The sequence below is a fragment of the Amycolatopsis pigmentata genome (assembly GCF_042684065.1).
GTDB lineage: Bacteria > Actinomycetota > Actinomycetes > Mycobacteriales > Pseudonocardiaceae > Amycolatopsis_E > Amycolatopsis_E pigmentata.
The window spans coordinates 21334-40426 of record NZ_JBHUKR010000020.1 but is presented as its reverse complement, the minus strand read 5'-3'; the positions used below and the strand labels follow the sequence as shown (position 1 = coordinate 40426).

General features: G+C 70.5%; 17 protein-coding genes and 1 pseudogene. 7 read left to right on the top strand and 11 right to left on the bottom strand.

Annotated features, from left to right (window positions below; translation table 11 throughout):
* From ACFSXZ_RS30135 to ACFSXZ_RS30115, 5 genes and pseudogenes are all read right to left on the bottom strand, one after another.
* A pseudogene (locus tag ACFSXZ_RS30135) lies at positions 1-962 on the bottom strand (hypothetical protein); the annotation flags it as partial.
* Complete coding sequence (locus ACFSXZ_RS30130; protein WP_378268735.1) at positions 959-1684, bottom strand: type VII secretion target; 726 nt, start codon at positions 1682-1684, stop codon at positions 959-961. The gene ACFSXZ_RS30130 and the pseudogene ACFSXZ_RS30135, both read right to left, overlap by 4 nt.
* 58 nt (positions 1685-1742) lie before the next feature.
* Entirely contained in the window at positions 1743-4514 is a 2772-nt protein-coding gene (locus ACFSXZ_RS30125; RefSeq protein ID WP_378268734.1) for an AfsR/SARP family transcriptional regulator, read from the bottom strand.
* Positions 4515-4598: 84 nt separating this feature from the next.
* Positions 4599-5222, bottom strand: coding sequence for an L-threonylcarbamoyladenylate synthase (locus ACFSXZ_RS30120; RefSeq protein WP_378268732.1), 624 nt, complete (start codon positions 5220-5222; stop codon positions 4599-4601).
* Positions 5223-5341: 119 nt separating this feature from the next.
* Positions 5342-6865, bottom strand: a complete 1524-nt coding sequence (locus ACFSXZ_RS30115) for a hypothetical protein (RefSeq protein WP_378268731.1) — start codon at positions 6863-6865, stop codon at positions 5342-5344.
* A 106-nt stretch (positions 6866-6971) separates the two neighbouring features.
* Here ACFSXZ_RS30115 and ACFSXZ_RS30110 point away from each other — a divergent pair, with 106 nt between their 5' ends.
* Both ACFSXZ_RS30110 and ACFSXZ_RS30105 read left to right on the top strand, forming a co-directional pair.
* Positions 6972-8144 (top strand): sensor histidine kinase, encoded by a 1173-nt coding sequence (locus ACFSXZ_RS30110; protein WP_378268729.1) that lies wholly within the window; start codon positions 6972-6974, stop codon positions 8142-8144.
* On the top strand, positions 8141-8839 hold the full coding sequence (locus ACFSXZ_RS30105; protein ID WP_378268727.1) for a response regulator transcription factor: 699 nt from the start codon (positions 8141-8143) through the stop codon (positions 8837-8839). The genes ACFSXZ_RS30110 and ACFSXZ_RS30105 overlap by 4 nt, the downstream gene beginning before the upstream one ends.
* 27 nt (positions 8840-8866) lie before the next feature.
* On the opposite strand, the gene ACFSXZ_RS30100 is transcribed toward ACFSXZ_RS30105, so the two are convergent.
* Genes ACFSXZ_RS30100 through ACFSXZ_RS30085 form a run of 4 tightly spaced genes read right to left on the bottom strand, consistent with a single transcriptional unit; the run spans position 8867 to position 12637 of the window.
* Positions 8867-9265, bottom strand: a complete 399-nt coding sequence (locus ACFSXZ_RS30100; protein WP_378268726.1) for a VOC family protein — start codon at positions 9263-9265, stop codon at positions 8867-8869.
* A 23-nt stretch (positions 9266-9288) separates the two neighbouring features.
* Entirely contained in the window at positions 9289-10029 is a 741-nt protein-coding gene (locus ACFSXZ_RS30095; RefSeq protein WP_378268725.1) for a phosphosulfolactate synthase, read from the bottom strand.
* Complete coding sequence (locus tag ACFSXZ_RS30090; protein ID WP_378268723.1) at positions 10026-11183, bottom strand: acyltransferase; 1158 nt, start codon at positions 11181-11183, stop codon at positions 10026-10028. Before ACFSXZ_RS30090 ends, ACFSXZ_RS30095 begins: the two co-directional genes overlap by 4 nt.
* On the bottom strand, positions 11180-12637 hold the full coding sequence (locus tag ACFSXZ_RS30085) for a class I adenylate-forming enzyme family protein (protein ID WP_378268722.1): 1458 nt from the start codon (positions 12635-12637) through the stop codon (positions 11180-11182). Before ACFSXZ_RS30085 ends, ACFSXZ_RS30090 begins: the two co-directional genes overlap by 4 nt.
* A gap of 170 nt (positions 12638-12807) precedes the next feature.
* On the opposite strand from ACFSXZ_RS30085, the gene ACFSXZ_RS30080 reads away from it, so the two are divergent.
* Positions 12808-13737 (top strand): alpha/beta hydrolase family esterase, encoded by a 930-nt coding sequence (locus ACFSXZ_RS30080; RefSeq protein ID WP_378268720.1) that lies wholly within the window; start codon positions 12808-12810, stop codon positions 13735-13737.
* Here ACFSXZ_RS30080 and ACFSXZ_RS30075 read toward each other — a convergent pair.
* Positions 13718-14224, bottom strand: a complete 507-nt coding sequence (locus ACFSXZ_RS30075; protein ID WP_378269104.1) for a hypothetical protein — start codon at positions 14222-14224, stop codon at positions 13718-13720. The two genes, ACFSXZ_RS30080 and ACFSXZ_RS30075, sit on opposite strands and share 20 nt — an antisense overlap.
* Between ACFSXZ_RS30075 and ACFSXZ_RS30070 the strand changes: the two genes are divergently transcribed.
* Entirely contained in the window at positions 14180-14386 is a 207-nt protein-coding gene (locus ACFSXZ_RS30070; protein ID WP_378269090.1) for a hypothetical protein, read from the top strand. The two genes, ACFSXZ_RS30075 and ACFSXZ_RS30070, sit on opposite strands and share 45 nt — an antisense overlap.
* Positions 14319-14459 (top strand): hypothetical protein, encoded by a 141-nt coding sequence (locus tag ACFSXZ_RS30065; RefSeq protein WP_378269103.1) that lies wholly within the window; start codon positions 14319-14321, stop codon positions 14457-14459. The genes ACFSXZ_RS30070 and ACFSXZ_RS30065 overlap by 68 nt, the downstream gene beginning before the upstream one ends.
* 19 nt (positions 14460-14478) lie before the next feature.
* Here the strand turns inward: ACFSXZ_RS30065 and ACFSXZ_RS30060 are convergent, their stop codons facing one another.
* A complete protein-coding gene (locus tag ACFSXZ_RS30060; protein ID WP_378268719.1) occupies positions 14479-15420 on the bottom strand; it encodes a ribose-phosphate diphosphokinase in 942 nt (313 codons plus the stop codon).
* Between the two features lie 131 nt (positions 15421-15551).
* Between ACFSXZ_RS30060 and ACFSXZ_RS30055 the strand changes: the two genes are divergently transcribed.
* Together ACFSXZ_RS30055 and ACFSXZ_RS30050 are read left to right on the top strand one after the other, a co-directional pair.
* On the top strand, positions 15552-17774 hold the full coding sequence (locus ACFSXZ_RS30055) for a hypothetical protein (protein ID WP_378269089.1): 2223 nt from the start codon (positions 15552-15554) through the stop codon (positions 17772-17774).
* On the top strand, positions 17716-19092 hold the full coding sequence (locus tag ACFSXZ_RS30050) for a hypothetical protein (RefSeq protein WP_378268718.1): 1377 nt from the start codon (positions 17716-17718) through the stop codon (positions 19090-19092). The genes ACFSXZ_RS30055 and ACFSXZ_RS30050 overlap by 59 nt, the downstream gene beginning before the upstream one ends.
* The last annotated feature ends 1 nt before the right edge of the window (position 19093 follow it).

Genomic DNA, 19093 nt, shown 5'->3' with positions numbered 1-19093 from the left:
CCGCCCCCACCCCCGAAAGCGCTTTCCGGCGGCGGGGAGGGGAGCAGGTCGGACGCGGGCCCGAAACTCGACGAGACGGTGTTGTCGTGCGTACCGGGGAGCGTGCCCGGCTGTGACGTGGCCCCGGATTGCCCCGGGGTGGCCGGGGGGACGGTCTGGTGGTTCGCCGGTGGCTGGTGCGCGGCGGGCGGGCCGCTGCCCGGGGGCGGCTGGCTGCCCGGGGGGTGGGTGCCCGACGGCGGTTGCCCGCCCGGTGGCTGCCCGCCCGGTGGTGGCTGCCCGCCCGGTGGTGGCTGGCCGCCTGGGGGAGGCTGGCCGCCTGGCGGGGGATTGCCCTCCGGCGGCGGGTCACCCCCGGGTTTCGGGCGTTTGGTGGGTGGTGGGGGACCGTCGACGGGCAAGCCCGAGCCGTGGTGCGAGGTCTGGCTCTGGTAGGAGCCGTAGGCGTCCTGGTTGTTGTGCGTGCCCAACTGGTAGGCCGCCACCGCCGCGTCCGCGGTGTAGTTGTCCGGAGCGAGCGGGTTGACGAACTGGTTCATCCCCGGCCCCTTCGGGGGCGTGGCCGCGACACTGATCACGCGGTTCTTCGTGTCCGCGAACGAGGTGACCTGTTCGGTCAGCGCCTTGTCCGCGCGGCCGGCGTGCCGGGCGAGCTGGTCCGCGGCCTTGACCGCCGGGTCGAACGAGGAGACCGCCGCCTGGGCGCTCGCGCCCGTCCATCCCGCGGCGAGCTCGCGCTGGGCGCCCCTGAGCTGCTCGCCGTAGTCCGGATAGGACGTTGCGAGCGCCGAAAGATCCGCCCCCGCGGTGGAATAGGAGCCGGTGCCGGGTCCATTGTGGAACCACGCGTAGATCTGCGCGGGATCGGTGCCCGCCGGTCGGGACCCGTCCGCGAAGACGACGTTCTCGGCGGTCTGGACCACATCTCCGACCGCCTGGCTGAGCCATTCAGGAGCGGTCATTGCGCATCCCTGAGCTTCGTGATGGCGGCGTTGTCACTGGCGGCGTACCGGCGCTTTGCCTGGCGCAGCGTTTCGATCTGTGCCTCGATGGTCTTGGCGAGCGCGAGATGCTGCTCCTGCAGCCGTCGCATCGACGTGGTCAGCTTCGCGTGGAAGGTCCTGGTGGCGGGCGAATCCCCGGGGCGGGTCACGTGCTGGAGGCGGCGGACCCGGTCGGTGTCGGCGTTGACGTGCTGGAGGATCGTGGTGAGCCGGCCGATCGCCCGGTCCACCGGCGCGGGGTCGAAGTGGAATTCCCCGGCCATATCACGAATCCGACCGGAAGTAGGCGGACACGCTTCGCGACCGCCGTGCTCTTGTGCGGAACCGTTTCCGCCGTGGCTGCCGTCGGATTGGTCATTGTCGGCGCAGTACCGCTCCTGATCGAGGAACACCGAAAGCGTCTCGGCGATGGTGGCCTCGGTCGCGGTGTAGCGCCCGGCGGCGAGCGCCAGTTTGTCGCTGGTGTCGTGCAGTGCCTGGGCCGCCCTGGTCAGTTCCATCTCCCAGGCGTCCGAGCACTGCCCGAGCGCCTGACTGGCCGCCCACCGGGTGGGTGCGCCACTGTCGATCAGGCGCGGCGCGTTCGCGCGCACAGCGGTGTGGAGGCCGGCGCCGATCCGGCCGGTGTTCCCGGCCGCGGCGTGCAAGGCCGCCGAGTCGACCTGGATGTGGTCCGTCATGGCCGCCAGGATGGCCCTTACCGGTCCAAATACCGCTCCAAACGCGGTACAAGCGCAGCTAGGAGGTCCGGGGCAAGGCCGCGAGGAGGGCGGCCACGGCGTGCGCGTGCGGATCGGAAATGTCTTCGTAGATCTGCAGCGCCTGCTCGAACAGGCCCCGCGCGGGCCCGGGTTCACCGGCCGCCACGCGCGTCTCGCCCAGCAACCGCAGGACGACCGCCTCTCGTTTCCGGTCCCCGATCGCCCGGTGCATGTCGAGCGCCCGCCCGAGACAATCCAGCGCCTCGGTGGTGCGGCCGAGGTTCCGGTAGGCGTTGCCGGCATCGGTCAGCGCGACCGCCTGCCCCCACACGTCGCTGTCGTGTTCGAACATCTTCACCGCGCGTTCGAGGTGGACGACCGCCTCGTCGTATCGCTTGTCTCCCAGGAAGCCGGCGCCGACACCGGTCAGCGCGAACCCTTCGCCGTGGCGGTCGCCCAGGGCGTGGAAGATCTCGACGGCGCGCTCGCAGCACGCGTTGGCTTCGCCGAACCGCCCCTGGGCCCGGTAACAGATGCCGAGCGCGATGAACGCCGCACCCTGTCCACGGGAAGGACCGCCCGCCTCCCACAGTTCCCGGGCTTCCAGCAGGAATGGGATCGCTTCGTCGGGATGCCGCAACGCCCACGGCAGGTATCCGAGGCTGGTCAGCACCCAGGCCTGCGCGTGCGTGTCACCGATCTCCCGGGCGGCGTCGAGCCCGAGCCGGTGCAGTTCGGGCAGGTCCGGTGCCCAGGGACGGCGAAGATAGTAGAAATCCCAGGCCGCCAGCGGAACCTTCCACGCCACCGACGGCAGTGCCCGCACCGTTTCGCGAATCAGCGCGGCCAGATTCGCCTCCTCCGCGTCGAACCAGGAAAGGGCTTCCCGATGGGTGCGCGGGGTGAGCGGCTCGCAGCCTTCGGGGACGGTCAGTTCGGGACGAACCCGCGCGGGGATCAGCAGCCGCCCGGCGTTGTCGACGGTGTGCAGGTACCACTCGGCGACCCGTTGGCGCGCGGCGGCACGTTCGGCCTCCGAGTCGGTGGACGCGCTCAGTTCGGCGGCGTGCAACCGGATCAGGTCGTGGAAGCGGACCCGGTCCAGCGCGGCGTATTCCAGCAGGTGCGCGCCCGCCAGGACATCGAGCAGCCGCCGTACGCGGGCGACCGGCATGCCGCCCAGCGCGGCGGCCGCGCCTTCGCCGATGCCCTCGCCCGGATGCAGCGACAGCAACCGGAAAAGCCGGGCCGCCTCGTCGTCGAGGGCCCGGTAGGACAGGGAAAAGGCCGATCGGACCGCGGTGGTGTCGTCGCCGGGAACGGCGAGCAGGTCCAGACGTTCGCGCTCGGCGGCCAGCCGTGCCGCCAGGCTCGTCAGCGGCGCGCCGGGCACCATGCCCGCCCGGTCTGCGGCGATGCGCAGCGCGAGCGGAAGACCGTCGCACAGCCGGGCGATCTCGGCCGCGGCGACGGGCTCGGCCCGCACCCGTTCCGCCCCCACGACATGGGCGAGCACCTCGGTCGCCTCGGTCTCGCCCAGGACGTCCAGGGTGAGCCGTGCCGCGCCCTCCCGGGTGACCAGTCCGCCGAGCCGGTGCCGGCTGGTGACCACGACCCGGCAGTGCGGCTCGCCCGGAAGCAGGGGCCGTACCTGCTCGGCGCTCGCCGCGTTGTCCAGCAGGATCAGCAGTTTCCGGCCCGCGCACCGGCTGCGGAACAGGCGCGCCAGGTCGGCCGCCTCCGACGGGAGGGAGCGCGGGTCGGCGCCCAGCCCGCGCAGCAAGGACCGCAAAGCCTCTTCGGGCTCGACCGGCGGCTGCCCGGGGTCGAAGCCGCGCAGGTTCACCGCGAGCTGGCCGTCGGCGAACCCGCCGGCGATCCGGTGCGCGAACCGGACCGCCAGCGCCGTCTTGCCGACCCCGCCGACGCCCTCGATCACCACGACGGTGGCCTTCCGCGTGATCTCCTCCAAGCGCTCCAGCTCGGCTTCTCGTCCGGCGAAACCCGTTATGGTGTGCGGAAGTTCGGCCGGGACGACGGCGCGCGGGATCTCCCCGCGCAGGTCCAGGCCGTTGTCCGCGGCGAGGATCCGCTGGTGCAGCTCCCGCAGCTCGCGGCCGGGTTCCACGCCGAGTTCGCCGACCAGATACCGGCGGGCTTCGGCGAAGGTGGCCAGCGCGTCGGCTTGGCGCCCGCATCGGTAGAGCGCGAGCATCAGCAGCCGGCGGAGTCGTTCGCGCGCCGGATGTTCGGCGACCGAAGCGGCCAGTTCGGGTACGAGTTCCGCGTGCCGGCCCAGCGCGAGATCGGCTTCGAAGCGTGCCTCCAGCACCGTCCGGTGCTGCTCGGCGAGCCTGCTCGCCTCGATCTCCAGTTCGGGCACGTGGAAGTCCATCAGCGCGGGCCCCCGCCACAGCGCCAGCGCGGCCCGCAGTTTCGCCGACGCCTGTGCGGGATCAGTGGCGAGCAGCCGGCGCCCTTCGCCGGCGAGCGTGGCGAAGACGGTCAGGTCGAGTTCGCCGGGACCGGGCGTGATCACGTATCCGCCCGACCGCGCCACGATCCGCGGGTCATCGTCGGCCTGGGCGAACGCGCGGCGCAATGACCAGATATAGGTCTGCAGGTTCTTGGCCGCCGAGGAGGGCGCACGGTCCGGCCACATCGCGGCGATGAGCCGTTCCGCGGGCACCACCGTGCCGGCGTGCGCGAGCAGCAACGCCAGCGCCACCCGGGGCTTGGGCCCGCCGAGCTCGACGCGGCCCTCGGCGGAGACCACCTCGAGCGGCCCCAGAATCCGGAATTCCACCACACCCCCGATTCCTCGTGCGGAGAAGCCCCCGATCCGATCCTGCACCGCCCCGCCCCCGCGGGAAACCCATTCTGGCGGAAAGGCTCAGCTTTCGAACCGCGTGGGGTCACCGGCCCCGTGGCGCACGATCTGTGGTTCCCCCTCGGAGAAGTCGACAACGGTGGTCGGTTCGGTTCCGCAGTCCCCGGAATCGAGTACGGCGTCGACCACGTGGTCCAGTTCCTCCTTGATTTCCCAGCCCTGGGTGAGTGGTTCCGCCTGGCCGGGCAGGAGCAGCGTGCTCGACACCAGCGGTTCTCCCAGCGCGTCGAGCAGGGCCTGGGTCACGACGTGGTCGGGAATGCGCACCCCCACCGTCTTCTTCTTGGGGTTGAGCAGACGGCGCGGTACCTCCTTGGTGGCCGGGAGGATGAAGGTGTACCGGCCCGGCGTGGCGGCCTTGAGGGCACGGAAAACGGTGTTGTCGAGATAGACGAACTGCCCGAGCTGGGAGAAATCGCGGCAGACCAGGGTGAAATGGTGACGATCGTCGAGGTGCCGGATCGTGCGGATCCGTTCCAGCCCGGCGGCGCTGCCCAGCTGGCACCCCAGCGCGAAACAGGAGTCCGTCGGGTAGGCGATCAGGCCGTCGGCCCGGAGCAGGTCGACCACCTGGCCGATCGCGCGGCGCTGCGGATTCTCGGGATGGATGTCGAAGTACCTGGCCATGGGACCGGAGCCTAGTCGGCGGCCATGCCGTGGTGTTCGTGCTCCCGGCGGAGCCGGATGCGATGGCCGCGTCCACATTGGCCACGGAGGCGCGAGTCGCGAAGGTTCATCGGAAGATCTCACCGCCACCGCGGTTCCGGAGAAGACCGGCGACGGAGCCGGAGAAAGGCGAAGCCGAGAAGCGCAGCGGTGTAGCCACCCAGCACCGCGAACCCGGCCCATCCGGGTAACGGGAAATAGCCCACCGACGGTGTGTAGTGGCCGATCACCTGGGCGAACTCCGGCCTGCTTTGTTCGACCGCGAAGCCGGCGGCCGGGGTCAGGCGCAGCAGCCAGGCTGCCACGGTGTCGGGCAGCAGAGGTGAAGTCGCCAGGACGGCCGGAACGACGATCGCCGCGTTCGCGATGAGGCTCGCCGGCCAAGCCCGCCGGAACAGCGCACCCAGGGCCGCGGCGAGCACGGCGGCTACGGCGATCACCCCGGCGAGGCAGACGATGATCCGTATCTCCGTCAAAGTGGACACCGGCCGGACGTAACTGCCAAAGGCGCGCAGGGCCGCCGCTCCGGCCGGTAACGCCACGCCCACGGTGACGAGCCCGGTCGAGAAGGTCGCGCCGCCGAGGACGACGATCTTCGCCGCCAGGGCCCGGCCGTCCAGCGGCGCCGTAGCCGGACGGGCCACGAACCGCGCGGCCACGATGAGCACGATGATCAGGGCGATGGCGAGGCCGATCAGCGTGTCCTCGATGTCGTAGCCGTGCTGGGTGCCCATCGGGCCGACGTCACCGGACCCGGTCACCGTGAACAAGCCGTTCGCCGTGACGAGTCCGGGCGCCTGGTGGTCGCGCTCCCATTCGGTCCGGTCCCCTCCGCCGACCACGTCGCCGCGCCACGCTTCGCCGGCCGCGCCGGTCAGGGTGACGTTGTCGAAGGTGGCGGTGGCTTGCGTGAAGCGCACCTTCGACCGGCTCGCGCCGAGACCGGTGGGTTCGAGGGTGAGATCTCCGGGAGAGGTGGCGAAGAGTCCTATTTGGACGGTCTTGGGCAGTCCGGTGAGGCCGGCGGTGGCGACCTGCGTCCAGTGGGTGCCGTCGGCCGACTCGAAGCCGGTGATGCTGTCGCCGGAGCGGGCCAGGCGTAGCCAGCGCGGCGCCTGGGCGGACACGCCGCCGGGGCTGCCCGGGGTGTCGTGGACATAGTCGGACTGCATCCGCACGCCGTTGTGGCCGGTGACCATGATCGCGGCGTACCGGGAACCCGGCGTGAGCCCGTCCTTGATCATGATGCCCGCCTTGGCCCATGGCACCAGCCCGGGGACGATCTTGTCGTGGCGCGGTGGCGGGTAGGTGATGATGCCGGTCATCGAGGTCATCCGGACCGTGAGGACGCCATCGCCGGTGAGCGACCGATGGCCGAAGGAAAAATGGTCGGTCACCGCTTCCCCCTGCGGCCCCACCGGGTCACTGGCGCAGGTCACCACGACGTTCCCCTCGCTACAGGTCGAGCGGTTGACGAAGGCGTATACGAGTCCTAAAAGGACAGTGAGGGTCACCACGGCCGCCAGGGCGACGAACCGCCCCCGGCTGCGGAAGGAGATCCACTCCTGGCGTACGGACGCGGTGAACGATCGGTCGTTTCGCATTCGCCCGGTCTATCGGCCCGGGCCTCACACGACCCGAACCGCCGTTGTCATACCGCTGTTAGGGGCGGCACGGCATCCTGGAGGCCGGCACGGACGGGGAGAACACATGGAGAAGGCGCGAGGCCCGAAGAGGCCACGGCGAAGTGTGCGGCTGCGTTTCACCATCCTGTACGCCGGTGTCTTTCTCGCTTCCGGCATCGTCCTGCTGGTGCTGACCAATCTGCTGGCCGGCGGCAAGGTGAGCGCGCCCGGGCCACCCACGCAGGCTCAGCGGACCGATCTCCCGGCCGCGCAGGAACTGATTCACGGACTGCGGGCGCAACTGGCGCAGGCCCAGACCGCGCAGTCCCGCCGGCTGCTGGCCGGTTCGCTGATCGCCCTCGCCGTGATGGCGGTGATCTCGGTGGTGCTGGGCAGGCTCGTCGCCGGACGGGTCCTGCGCCCGTTGCGGACCATCACCGGCCTCACGCGGCGGATCTCCGCCGAGAATCTCCACCAGCGGCTGGCCGTGCCGGGACCGGCCGATGAGGTCAAGGACCTCGCCGACACCATCGACGGCCTGTTGGAGCGCCTGGAATCCTCGTTCGCCGCCCAGCGCCGGTTCGTGGCCGATGCCTCGCACGAACTGCGCACCCCCTTGGCGACCATGCGGGCGTCGTTGGACGTGGCGGTCGCGAAACCGCGGCCCTCGGCGCAAACGGTCGCGTTGGCCGACCGCCTTGGTGCCGAACTCGACCGGGCCGACCGCCTCCTGGAAGGACTTCTCGTCCTCGCCCGCGCGCAGCACGGCGCGCTGGAGGACGAAGCTCCGGTCCCGGTGCGGGAGCTGGTATCCGCGGCTCTGACCGCGCGCATCGACCGGATCGCGGCCAAGGCCCTGACCGTCGACGACCGCGGCCTGCGGGATGCCACCCCGGCTTGGGGCAACCCGACGCTGCTCGCCCACATGGTGGACAACCTCATCGAAAACGCGATCACGCACAACAGCGAGGGAGGCTGGATCCGGGTCGCGACGAACGACGAGCACGGCACCGCGGCACTCGTCGTCGAGACGGGTGGCGCGGTGTTCGACCAGGACAACGTCGACCGTCTCACCAAGCCGTTCCAGCGACTCGCCGCCGACCGGACCGGCTCGGAACACGGCTCCGGTCTCGGCCTCTCGATCGTCTCGGCGATTTCGCGGGCTCATGGCGGCAGACTGGGCCTGTACGCGCGACCGGAAGGCGGGCTTCGCGTCGTCGTTTCGCTGCCCCTGACCTCGGAACGGGTGCCGGTATGAGAATCCTGGTGGTCGAAGACGCGCGAGCGCTGGCCGACGTCGTGGCCGAGGGACTCCGGGACCAGGGCATGGCCGTCGATGTCGCCCACGACGGTCTCGCCGCCGCGGCCAAACTCGACCTCAACGCCTACGAGGTCGTCGTTCTCGACCGCGACCTGCCCGGCATCCACGGCGACACGCTCTGCCGGATGATCACCGACCGCGACGATCGCGCCATGGTCCTGATGCTGACCGCGGCGGCCTCACCCGGCGACCGGGTCAGCGGCCTGACCCTGGGCGCCGACGACTACCTCCCCAAGCCCTTCCACTTCCCCGAACTCGTCCTTCGCGTCCGGGCACTGGCGCGACGGCGCCCGGCCGCCCGCGCACGGACCCTCCGTGGCGCCGGCATCGAACTCGACCCGGTCCCTCGCACGGCCACCCGCGACGGCCGGGGACTCGACCTCTCGGTGAAGGAGTTCGCGCTCCTGGAGGCCCTGCTGCTGGCCGACGGCGCCTACCTCAGCACCGAGGAACTGCTCGAACGGGTCTGGGACGAGAACGCCAATCCGTTCACCAACACGGTCACCGTGACCATCGGCCGGTTGCGCCGCAAACTGGGCGACCCGCCCGTCATCGCCACCATGCCGGGCGTGGGCTATCGCCTCACCGATCCGGGATCCGGCGACCGGCGGTCTTCGTCCGAGGGTCCATGAGCAGGTCGCCGCGTCCTCGGCGACGCGTCAGTACTGCAGTCTCGGATCGTCGTAGTTCTTGAATTCGATGACGTTGTTCGACGGGTCGGCCAGGAAGATCGTGCGATGCTGTTCCGCGGTGCCTTCGAACCGCACCGCGGGGCCGGAAAGCGTCCGCAGTTTCCGGTTCTCCACCAACCGCACCAGGCGGTCGAAATCCTCGCTTCGCGCGAAGCTCACCCCGAAATGACGTGGATAGGCGACCGCTTCCTCCGGGACCTCCTCACAGAGGTGGCAGACGAGCTGGTCACCGAAGAAGTCGAAGGTGACGCGGTCGTCGTAGCGGCGGGCGAGTTTCGCGCCCAGGCCGAAGACATAGAAATCCACCGCCTCGTCGAGATCCCGGGCCGGGACCGCGATGTGGCAGGCGTCGTGCGTGTCACGCAATGTCCTTCTTTCCCTTCTCCCAGCTATGCGACGGAAGCGACGCGGGGCGCGAACTGCAGGAGGGTGTCCCCGCGCAGACCCAGCCGGAGCGTGGCCACGCCGATCACGTCCGCCGCGGCGATGTTGCCCAGGTTGGCTCCCGGGCCGATCGCCCGCAGCAGTTCGACCTGCAGATCCTTGGTGGGCGCTTCGAACAGCAGCCGGCCGGCGTCGACGGCGGCCAGCACCGCGCGCAGCACTTCGTCGCGGAGGTGGCCGTCAGGACGGGCCATGCCGCTGCGGCCGCTTTCCCGTGTCTCGGTGATCACCATGTCCGCGCCCGCGTCGAGGTCTTCGGTGACGGCGTTCACCCAGTCGTCGGGAGAAAGCCGGGCGGAACGGTCCGCGTCCTTGTACCCCACCTCGGAGAGCACCGGCCGGTACCGCGCCATGCGGCGCACGTGGCCTGCCTTGGCGTGCTGGTCGAGCGGGATCGTGCCGTTGGAGACCTCGATGTGGGTGGCGCCGGTCCGCTCCACCAGATCGAGGTATTCGCCGAGCCGGTTGCCGAACAGGTGGTGCTCGAACAGGGTTCCGCCGAAGAAGAACCCAATGCCGCTCTCCCTCAGGACGGCCACTTTCCGGTCCAGGTCGCGGGTGACCAGGGCGGTGCCCCAGCCGAACTTGACCAGGCCGATGTGGTCGCCGTGGCTGGTCACCAGATCGGTGAAGGCACCGGTGGGCAGGCCGGGGTCGATCACCATGGTGAGACCGTGCGCGGTCATCGCATGCCTCCTGTGGTCGCGAGTGCGGGATCCAGGCGCTTTCGGCTGTTCGCGGGCGTGCGGCGGCGGGCCCGCCCGGCCAGCGCGAGACTGGCCGGGGTGTGACGCAGGGCGGCCGCGGTCAGTCCGGAGAGGAGATAGACCAGCGGCACCAGCACCGCCACCATGAGCACCAGGACGAGGGCGGGCGGCAGGGTGCCGGCGAGCGTGATCAGCCCGATCGCCGCGGCCCCGGTGAGGAGGTACTGGAGGATCAGGGGGTGGATCAGGTAAACGCCGAAGGAAGCGTCCGAAGTGGACTGGATGAGCCGCTTTCCCGGCAAACCCCGGTCCTGCCAGCGCAACCCGAGTGCCAGGAACGCCCAAGCGATCCCGGCGCTTTCCACGACGACCGCGGGCTGCCACACGCCACTGGCGGCGAGCGGTGTTTCTCCGCCGATGAAGACCTGTCCTGCGTAGATACCCACGCCGACGAAGATCGTGCTCCAGCATCCGGCCAGGACCAGCCGGAAGTTGGCCCGTGTCCACGCGACGAGTTCTTCGCGGTGCTCACCGGCGATCGCGCCGGCCACGACATAGCCGAGATAACTCGGCAACAGGGCGTCGGGAAAGTGCAGCCAGCCCGTGAGAACACCGGCCGTCCATCCTTTTTGGACAAACAAGCTGAACAGCACCTGGAAGGCCGCGCACGCGGCCAGCACCGCGCCGTGCCGCCCGCGGGTAGCGCGCAGCAGTTCGCGGATCAGGGGGAACACCAGGTAGATCTGCATCGACACCAGCAGGAAGTACAGGTGGTACCGGGCCGTACCGGTGAGCAGGTCCTGCCAGAACACGTCGGCGCGTAACGGGGGCCCGTCGGCGAGGAAATAGAGCACCGTCCACGTCAGATAGGGCACGGCCACGAACAGAAAGCGCTTTCGCCAGAACGAAGGCCAGTGCGGTTTCCGGCGCGTGGTGCTGTAGGTCAGCACGAAGGCGGTGAGGAGGAAGAACACCTCACGGCTGACATGGAAGACGATGGTCACCGCACCGAGGCCGATGGTCGGCGCGATCGGCTCCAGCGCCAGCACGTGCGTGCCGATGACGAGTCCGATGGTGAGGACCCGGATCATGTCGACGTAGTGCAGGTGCTCCCTCGCCAGTGCCTGGCTCACCGGGTGACCGCCAGCATCCGGCGAAGGACTTTTCCGGTCGGCCCGAGCGGCAGGGAGTCGGTCACCTCGATCACCGCCGGGCGTTTGTACCGGGTGAGACGGTCGGCGCACCACGCGCGCAGCGATTCCCGGAGTTCGCCGAGGTCGTCACCGGTACCGGGCCGCGCGGTCACGAACGCGGCGGGAACCTGGCCCAGCCGGTCGTGCGGGGTGGCCGCCACCGCCGCCGAGGCCACCGCCGGATGGCCGAGCAGCACGTTCTCGATTTCCTGCGGATAGATCTTCTCGCCGCCCCGGTTGATCACGTCATCGGCCCGGCCGGCCAGGCGAACGAAGCCCGCGTCGTCCAGCGAACCGATATCACCCGTGCGCAGCCAGCCGGACGGCGTGCGGGCGGGGCGCGCCCGCTCCGGCCCGTCCTCGGCGAGGTCGAGGTAGTGGCTGACGATCTGCCTGCCCCGCAACAGGATCTCGCCGTCGTCGCCGATACCGAGTTCAACGCCGACCGGCGTGCCCACGGATCCCCTCCGGCGCTCGGCGGGCTCGAGCGGGTTGGCGGTGATCTGCCCGGCGGCCTCGGACATGCCGTAGGTCTCCAGGACCCCGATGCCGGTCCGCCCGGTGAACGCCTCAGCGGTCGCGGGTGGCAGCGGCGCCGACGCCGAGCGCGCGAACCGGATTCCGGACAGCGTCGGCGCGGGCAGGCCGGCGAGGGAGGCGAGGATCGCGGGAACGGTGTTGAGCCACGTCGGTTTCCACTCTTCGACCCGGGCCCAGTACCCGGCCGGGTCGAAACGGCGGTCGATGACCAGGGATGCGCCGCTGACGACCGTGGCCAGCAGGCCCATCACCTGTGCGTTGACGTGGAACAGCGGCAGCGTCGTGTAGCCGCGCTCGTGGCGTCCGAACCGGTGGTGGCGGGCGACGCGGCCGGCGGCGTGAAGCAGTTGCCACTCCGACAGCGGGATGCCCTTCGGCCGCCCCGTGGTGCCGGAGCTGGTCAGTAGTACCGCGGGCCGCAGGGCCACCGTCCGGGCCGGGCGGGTAGTGGAGCAGACCTTCACCGGGCCGTCGAGAGTGATGCGCCACGTGCCCGGTCCGGAACCGGTGCGGGCGACATCGTCCGTGGCGACGACATCGGCCCGGAGCCGGGCCAGGGCCGAGGTCAGTTCGGTGGGCGTCAGCCGGGGGTCGACCGGCGCGGCGGTCAGGCCCGCCGCGACGCAGCCGAGGTAGGCGGCGGTGAACTCCAGCGGCCCGGCGGCCACCAGGCCCACTCGCGCGTGGGGGGTGATTTCGCCGGAACGTACGGCCGCCTGCCAGCGCCCGGCGTGCGCGGCCAACGCCCGCCAGGTGAGGACGCGGCCGTCGTCACCGTCACGGAACGCGACGGCTTCCGGCCGTTCGTCCGCGCGAATCGACAATAAAAGGGACAACCGCGACTTCGCGGACATATGTTTTTCTCCCACCACCCGGCCGAGTTTGCTCATCTTTTCTGGGAACGGGCTGGCAGGCCAATGAAACAGACCTAAGAGGTTTTTCAGTCACACTATGTCGCTTCACACGTTCAGGTCATGGGTCCGGTTCACGCCGGCTTCGCGGTACTCCGGTGCAGACTTGGGGTGTGGTGAGGTCTCCATCCGGTCGAAAGGGACGGTTCGCCGCCCTGTGGGCGGTCCTGGTGTCGTTGGTGGTGCTGGGCATCGCGGCGTGCTCGCCCGGCACGAGCCCCTCGGTCCCGCCCGCGGTGGTCACGCAGGCTTCCCGGGCCGCGGTGTCCGGCGGCGCGCCGAGCACCGAACGCGATCTCACCGTGGGCGGCATCCGGCGCACCTATCTCGCGATCGGCGCGGCGGGCAAACCCGGCCGCCCGTTGCTGATCGTGTTGCACGGCCGGGGATACACCGCGCGGCAGGAGTCGATACGCACCGGCTTTCTTCCCTATGCCGAGCGCGGCCTGGCCGACCTTGTCTATCCACAAGGGACAGCCAACTCGTGGAACGCGGGCCACGGTTGCTGTGGCCGGGCCTCGGCGGCCAATGTGGACGACGTGGGCTTCGTCACCGGCGTCGCCGATGACGCGATCCGGTACTTCGGCAGTGATCCCAAGCGCGTGTACCTGGTCGGCTACAGCAATGGCGCACGCCTCACCTTCGAGGAGATGTGCCGGCATCCGGCGCTTTTCGCCGGTTTCGCCACCTACGGCGCGCTCCCGCCCGCGATGTGCGAAGGGCCGCCGAAACCGGTGCTGATCGCGGCAGGCGCGGCCGACACGCTGGTGCGCGGCGAGGGCTCTTTCACCGGCACCGTCGCGCAATGGCGTTCGCGGGACGGTTGTCCCTCGGCGGATTCGGTCACCCACAGCGGACCTTTGACACTGACCACCTGGGCGGGCTGCCACGACGGGACGGCGGTCGCTTCCGCCCTGTACCACGGGATCGGACATCCCTGGCCGGCCGTCAAGGCCGGCGAGGTGCCGTTCACCGCGGGGGTGGGCGCACAGGCCGCGGCGGCCACGGTGATGTGGAACTTCCTCACCGCGCATCCCGCGTGAGCGTTCCCCGTCGGCGGGTGGTGCCGGTGAGGGTGATGGTGGCGGTGCCGACGTCTTCGCACCTACTGCGGAGGTCGCGGGCGAGATGTTCGGGGGTGTCCTGCTCGACACCGCCGCGGACGCCGTGCTCGCGGCGGCCCGCACCCGTGGGACCGACATCGTGATCAGCGATGCCTACGACACGGTGGGGCCCTTCGTGGCGAGTGCGCTCACTGTTCCGCATTACACCGTTGGGCTCCTCTCGGGAGTGCCCGATGGGGTCGGCCGGGAGATCGCCCGCGTCGCCGAGGCCCGGTACCGGGAGCACGGGGTGACCCAGGCACGTTCCGCCGGCTACCTCGATCCGTGCCCTCGGATGCTCGCCGACCCCGATCGCGAAGGCAGGGTCCGCACCGTCGAGTTCGCTCCGCTCGACGAGCTTCTCGATGGTGCCTCGCTCGTCATCGGCAGTGGCGGCTCCGGTACCGTGCCGGCGGCCCTGGCCCACGGTGTCCCGATGGTGCTCTGGCCGCAGGGGGGCCGACCAGCCTCGCAACGCCGCCCGTGCGGCCGCGGCGGGGGTCGCGACAACGATCTCGGCCGTGGAACAGCTCGGCCCCGCCGTGGCCCGGGTGCTCGGCGATCCGTCGTTCACCCGGCGCGCTCGTGACGCCGCCGCCCAGATCGCGTCCGCTCCCGATCCCCGTGACGTACTCCGCAAGGTGATTCTCCCCGGCGCCTGACCGCGTCCGCCCCGGAAACTCAGGTGTCGAACAGGGCGCTGACCGACTCGCCGTTGTGGATGCGCCGGATGGCCTCGGCCAGCGCGGGCGCCACCGACAGGACGGTCAGCTTGGCGTGGCGGTGCCCGGGCGGGATCGGCACGGTGTCGGTGCACACGATCTCCAGCACGTCGTCCTGGTCACCGATCCGGGTGAGCGCGTCACCGGCGAACAACCCGTGAGTGCAGGCGACCCGGATCGAGGCCGCGCCGCGTTCGCGCAGCCTGGCCAGCAGTTCGAGCACCGTGCTGCCTTTGGCGATTTCGTCGTCGAGCACGATCACGTCGCGCCCGCTGACGTCGCCGATCACCGAACTGATCACCACCCGGTCGTCGGGGAAGCGTTCCTTCGCCCCGGCGGCCACCGGCACGCCGAGCAGGCGCGCGAACCGGGCGGCCTCCTTGGCGTAGCCGAGATCCGGGGCGACGACCGTGGTGTTGGTCAGGTCGCCATGGCGGAAATGGGCGGCCAGCTCGCGCAGCGCGTGCAGGTGGTCCACGGGGACGCTGAAGAATCCGTGCACCTGCGGAGAATGCAGGGCCATCGCCAGCACCCGGTCCGCACCGGCGGTGACCAGCAGGTCGGCGACCAGGCGGGCGGCGATGGAGATCCGGGGCGCGTCCTTCTTGTCGGAGCGCGCGTAGGCGAAGTGGGGGAGCACCACCGTCGTCCGTGCCGCTGACGCCCCACGGGCGGCGTCGCACATCAGCAGCAACTCGACGAGGTTTTCCTGCACCGGAGCCACGATCGGCTGAATCAGGAAGACGTCGCGCTCGCGGCAGTTCGCCGGCAGCCGCACCTCCAGGCAGTCGTTGGCGAACCGCGAGACCCGTGCGGACCGCGGTTCGAGCCCCAGCTGAGCGCAGATCGCGGCCGCCAGGCCGGGGTGGGCGCTCCCACTGAACACGGCGATCTCCCGCACTCTTCGGACGGTAGCGCTCCGCGGCCGGGCAACGCATTTCGGTGAAGAGGCCGGCTGTACTCCGTCTGGGCGTATTTCGGTCCCAGCCGTTGCTGAGCGCGACGCGGTAACGTCTCACAGTCGTGGATGGGATGGAGAGCCTGCGGCATGCGATCGAGACGGTACCGATTCCCGGTGCGCCGCCACGACTTTCCCGTCAGGGGGCCGCCGTCGGCCTCGCCCTGCTCGACACGTCGCTGCGGTTAAACCATGTGCGCCGGCTGACCGAACGGCTCACCGTGGTCGAACACGGCACCGCGCGCCGCACGACCGAAGTGGACGTCAGCCTGAGACTGCTCGACGAGGGCCAGCGCCAGGCGACCGCGGCGCTGGGTGACCTGATCGGCCGCGACCAGGGCGAGCGGGACAAGGCGCGGACCCACCAGCTGTGGGTGCCGCTGACGCGGCTGCCCCGGCGCGACGCGTCACCGGTCGACGTCCTCGACAGCCGGGGCCGCAAGCTTCCGCGGCTGACCCAGCACGAGGCGTCCCGGCTGATCGCTTCGGGCCTTTACCGGCTGCTGCGCGGAATCCTGGCCGGGGACGAGCACGCGCAGTCGGCGAAGCACGAACTGAACACGTTCCTGTTCCAGGTCCACGAACCGCGCTGGCTGGTCCAGCAGGCGCTGTTGACCCTGCTCACCGAACGAACCCATCCGGCGGAGGAGTTCGTCCTGGAGTCCGCGGACGGCACCGTGCCCGGCTACGGCCGTCAATGCCGGGAAATGGCGCTGCGCGTGCTCGACGACTACGCGCACCTGTTGGTCGAGTACGCGCAACTGCTCACCATCGCGGTCCGTGAGTACCTGCTCGTGGTCGCACTCGACGACTCCGTGGACGAACAGCGGCTCACCTACGAAACGCCGCTGCACGTCGACGCGAAGGCGCGTCCGTGGTTCAAGGAACAGTGGCGGCGGCTGACGTCGGGCCATCACGGCTACTTCGTCGGCTACGAGACCACCATTCCCGCCACGCTGAAGTCCTACCACCTGGTCGCCCGCACCGCGCCGGAAGCCGAGATCGCCCGCATGTACCTGTCGACCGACGCCGACCGCGAACTCGTCGACAGCCTGGCCGCGGACCTGCGTTCGCTGGCCGGGCGCCGGGAAGCCGCGGCGCTGACCGGAGGTGGCGACCACAAGATCCTCGAACTCCAGGCCCAGACCACGCTGCGCCGCCTGGCGGATCTGGTGCGCCGCCGGAGATGGGAGGCCGGCCAGCCGGGACCCGGCCTGTCCGCGCAGAGCATCCCCGCCTGTCACCGGCTCGCCGCGGCCGCGACCACCGGCGACGCGGTGCGGACACCCGCCAACGAGCTGGACAACTCGCTGCTGCGCCACCCGCAGTTCACCGCACCGAACCTGCGGGCCGCGGCCTGGGAACTGGCCGACCGCCAGTTCGGGCACGACCTGGTGCTGGTCAACGCCGTGACCGACAACGAGGCGCGGGCGTACTGGCGGCCTGCCGGCTCGCGCCAGCACGGCGAGCAGGTCCGTGTGCGAGCGGGGCTGGTCCTCAAGGACTCCACCAAATCCGGGCCGTTCAGCGTGATGCTCTACGCGCTGGGCGTCGGCGCGGTGTCGTTCATCCTGGGCTGGCTGCTGGTGGGCAGCCCGTGGCCGTACGGCCGTAAGGCCACCGACGCGCTCACGCAGGTAGGGGACGGCCAGTCGGTGATCACCATGCTGCTGCTGGTCCCGGGCTTCCTCTACACCCGGCTCTCGCTGCCGCCGCGCCGGACCGTGGTCGGCTACCTCGGTACCCTGCCTCGCGCGCTCGGCCAGCTGAGCATCGGCGTCGCCGCCGGCCTGGCCGCCACCATCGCCACGAAGAGCCCGGGTGAGGTGGTGCAGGTTTCCTTGACGCTCGCGGTCGGGGTGCCCTTGCTTACCGCGTTACTGTTGTTGAGACAACGTTCGTGGCACGAGTCCGCCGTTCCGCTGTCGCGCATCGGCGTGCCGCGGTGGGCCGGTGAAGGCGCCCGGGAACGCCGGGAACCGATGGCCTTCAACGTCCGCTTCGACTCATCCGGGGGTGGTGGTGATGACGTCGCTGCACCGGCGAACCTCGATCCGCACGATGGCCGATCTGGCCAGGGCCGGGTTCGAGATCACCCGGCAGCCGGTGACCAAGGTCGACTTCGAGGTGCGCCACGTACGCGCCCTCCCGGATTACCTTCGCGAGCTCATGGAGCCCGATCCCGCGAACGCGACCTTCTTGGAGACTCTGTGTTCGTCGGCGAACGGCGCCGGAGTGGTGATCGGCACGCGGACCCGGAATCGCGCGGGCGGCGCCGAAGGCATCGAGCGTCCTGACGCCCAGCAGCACGCCGAGCCGCCCGAGGTGAGTGAGGAGGGCTGGAGCTTCCGGCGGACCGCCTGGCCGAATCCGGCGTTCATCTACGAGTCGGCGGAGACCTTCGACGGGCTGATCGCGGTGGATCCGGCCGCGCGCGAACTGGGGGAGTGGCACGGTCTGGCCGTCCGCGACCTGGTGAAGGAGATCACCGAAATCGCGACGAACGTCGCCGGGGCGCCGTTGCTGACCCTGCAGTGCCCGGCCCAGTTGCCGATCGTGGTGAAGACCCGCAACCACGATCTGTCCACCCGCAAGGAAATCCCCTCGCCGCCCGCGTCGCTGGCGGTCCGGTTCGCCATCGCGCTGCGCGACGTCTCGGCCGCGATGCGGTTCGAACTCGCCGACCGCTTCCGGGAGTTGAGCGAGAAGCACGGTTTCGGGCTCTGGATCGCCGACACCCGGCCAGGGCACCGGCCGGGGAACTGGTTCGAGATCTGTCACGCCGGTGACGGGCGTTCCCCGCTCTACAACGGGGATCTGGCCTCCCGTGCCCGGATCGGCACCTGCCTTCCGGTGACCTGCGCGGGTCCGGCCCGGGTCGGTTCGGCGCACGCGATCGTCTCGTTCCTGCAGCGCTATCCGCGGGTGGGAGTGGTGTCCTGCGCGGAAACGACACTGGCCGACGTGGCCTTCTGCCATCTGGTGCTCTCGATCCAGGGAGTCGGTGTCGACCGGCTGAACCGGATCCTGGGCAAACTGCTCGAAGAAGGCACCGCGCCCGCCCGTCCGCGCAAGCTCCTGCGGGAATTGTTCGACCGCCTGGGTGTGCGGCCGGAACCGGCCGGTCCGGGGCCGGCCGATCCCGATCTCGCGAGTGACTACCAGACCTTCGCCGGACCCGCCTTCGCGCACCGGCCGGCTTCGGCGGCGGAGGTGGCGGACATGCTGGCGGTCTGGGTGTCCTGGCGCATCCCGCGGCACGACGACGCGCTGGGCGTGCCGTTGAGGTGCCTCTACGAGGCGCTGGACCAGGTACTCCCGCCACCCCCCTCGACGGATGCCCTCCGGGCGGCCCGCCACGAGGCGGCCACGGTCGAGTACCTGCTGTGCCGCGCCACCGAGCGATCCGTGGTGCGGGGCAAGGCGAAGCTCGCGGTGCCCAAGGCGGCGCTGCGGCGATTTTCCGGCGACGGGGCGCAGCCTCCCACGGCGAAGCTGTGTTCGGCGCTGGAGGAAGCCTGGAAGGCGCGGCTGGATCAGTCCGATGTGGACGGTCTGGGGGAACTGACCGTCGCGTGGCGGGAATCCTGGCTCGGTCACTGGACCTATTCCTGAC

Bases quoted from the DNA above. Each gene is read 5' to 3' on its own strand.
- ACFSXZ_RS30130 (WP_378268735.1), bottom strand. From the start codon at position 1,684: ATGACGGACCACATCCAGGTCGACTCGGCGGCCTTGCACGCCGCGGCC.
- ACFSXZ_RS30120 (WP_378268732.1), bottom strand. From the start codon at position 5,222: ATGGCCAGGTACTTCGACATCCATCCCGAGAATCCGCAGCGCCGCGCG.
- ACFSXZ_RS30115 (WP_378268731.1), bottom strand. From the start codon at position 6,865: ATGCGAAACGACCGATCGTTCACCGCGTCCGTACGCCAGGAGTGGATC.
- ACFSXZ_RS30110 (WP_378268729.1), top strand. From the start codon at position 6,972: ATGGAGAAGGCGCGAGGCCCGAAGAGGCCACGGCGAAGTGTGCGGCTG.
- ACFSXZ_RS30105 (WP_378268727.1), top strand. From the start codon at position 8,141: ATGAGAATCCTGGTGGTCGAAGACGCGCGAGCGCTGGCCGACGTCGTG.
- ACFSXZ_RS30095 (WP_378268725.1), bottom strand. From the start codon at position 10,029: ATGACCGCGCACGGTCTCACCATGGTGATCGACCCCGGCCTGCCCACC.
- ACFSXZ_RS30085 (WP_378268722.1), bottom strand. From the start codon at position 12,637: ATGTCCGCGAAGTCGCGGTTGTCCCTTTTATTGTCGATTCGCGCGGAC.
- ACFSXZ_RS30055 (WP_378269089.1), top strand. From the start codon at position 15,552: ATGGAGAGCCTGCGGCATGCGATCGAGACGGTACCGATTCCCGGTGCG.